The sequence below is a fragment of the Streptomyces sp. NPDC057654 genome, from assembly GCF_042800135.1.
Lineage (GTDB): Bacteria > Actinomycetota > Actinomycetes > Streptomycetales > Streptomycetaceae > Streptomyces.
This window is the reverse complement of record NZ_JBHVHQ010001295.1, coordinates 1-1,631: the sequence shown is the minus strand read 5'-3', so window position 1 is coordinate 1,631 and position 1,631 is coordinate 1. Positions and strand designations below refer to the sequence as shown.

The following is a 1,631-nucleotide window of genomic DNA, read 5'->3' as shown; positions in this document are numbered from 1 at the left end:
GCTGAGGCCGGGGCCGGTGCTGCGCCGGGCCCTCCGCGGTGAGCACCGTGAACGCCGTCGCCACCGCGATCACCGCGGTGAGCCCGAGGGCCGCGCGCGTCGTCCGGCGCGTGAGGCGTTCCCCGTCGGCGCGTACGAGCCGGGCGGCCGTCATCGTGACGGGCAGGGCGGCGGCAAGCGCGCCGAAACGTTCCCGCAGGGCCGCGCCCCGAGCCGCGGGGGACAGCCCCCGCAGCTCCGGCAGCAGCTCGGCGACGGCGGCGCGGGCGTGCACGAGCCGGTTCGCGGCGGCCGGCGTCGTGGCCTCCGTCTCGGCGGCGGTCTCGGGGAGGCCGAGCCCGACGCCGTCGTGGAGCAGCAGGGTGCGGCGGTACGAGGCCGGGAGGCTCAGCATCGCGTGCAGGAGCGCGGCATCCCGCTCCGGTCGCGTCGGCGGCTCGCCGCCGGGGCGCAGCCGGTGCCAGGGGGACAGCGCGTGCTCGTACGCCGCCGCGCGCACCCAGCCGGCCGGGTCCTGGTCCACGGCCACGTCCGGCCACTGCTCCCACGCCAGCTGAAACGCCCGCTCAACTGCGCGCCGCCCGAGCCGGGGCCGCCCCGTGAGCAGGTAGGTCTGCCGGGCGAGCGACGCGGCGTGACGCTCGTACAGGGCGTCGAAGGCGTCGGTCGGGGTGGCGGGGGTGGCGGGAGCGGCCGTCCCCGCGCCGAGGCGGTCGTCGTCCACCGGCTCCCGCGCCCAACTCGGCACGCGGACGCGCTTCCGCTCGACGGTCATGGGGGCGGTGGCCGCCGCTGCCGGGCCCGTCGCGCGATCGGCGGACTCCTCCTGCGCCCAGCTCGGCGGCTTACGGGGCTGCTTGCGCCGGGGCGGCGCGGCGTGAACGGCACTGAGCACCGGGAGCGGCGCGGTCGTCGCGACCACGTCACGGGAGGGCCCGGCCCGCAAGCCGTCCGGGCTCGCGGCAGGGCCGGCGGAGGCCGCCGCACCCTCGGCGGACGAGGGCCGTTCCCCATTCGCCGGGAGGGGCGAAGCCGGGGCGGCGGCTCCCAGCGGGGTGGTGAAAGCCTCGATCAGGAGGCGCTGGACCGCGAGCGGCGCGGCGGAGGCTTGGGCGGGGGAGCCGGCGGGGGCGTCGGCAGGTATGGAGCTGACGGGCGTGACCTCGGCCGTCTCCTCCAGCGGAAGCCCGGCCTCCAAGCGCGCGAGTATCCGTGCGTACGCCGCGCGCTTGCGGCCCCGCGGGCTGGTGCGCCCGGTTTCCCAGGAGCGTACGGTCGCGGGCGTGACACCGACGGCCGCCGCCAGCCGGTCGCGGGTGACCGAGCGGGCCACGCGCAGCGCCCGGCTCTCGTGCGCCGGCGGCAGCAAGGGGGTGGCACCGGGTTCCTGGAGCCCCTCGGGGCCGGACCGCGTCGACCGCGTCATGCCTCTTGTCGCCTCTCCGCTCATTCATGCCGGGCGTCACATGACTGGCGCAGCTGACATAGCCAACGCCGCAAACACAGCATCAAAAATCACGTAAACATACATTGAGCGACACGGCGACCAAATGCCCGCTACAGGTAGGAATGGCGTGTTCTTGGCAGCATGACCACGTGACGCAATTGACCGAACGCAGCGAGTCGTACCC

The 1,631-nt window shown here is 76.0% G+C and carries 1 protein-coding gene; it reads right to left on the bottom strand.

Annotated elements, in window-relative coordinates; genetic code table 11:
* Window positions 1–1,426: helix-turn-helix domain-containing protein (locus ACFU99_RS42985; protein WP_384404048.1), on the bottom strand; the 1,426-nt coding region annotated here is incomplete at its 3' end.
* Window positions 1,427–1,631 lie beyond the last annotated feature (205 nt).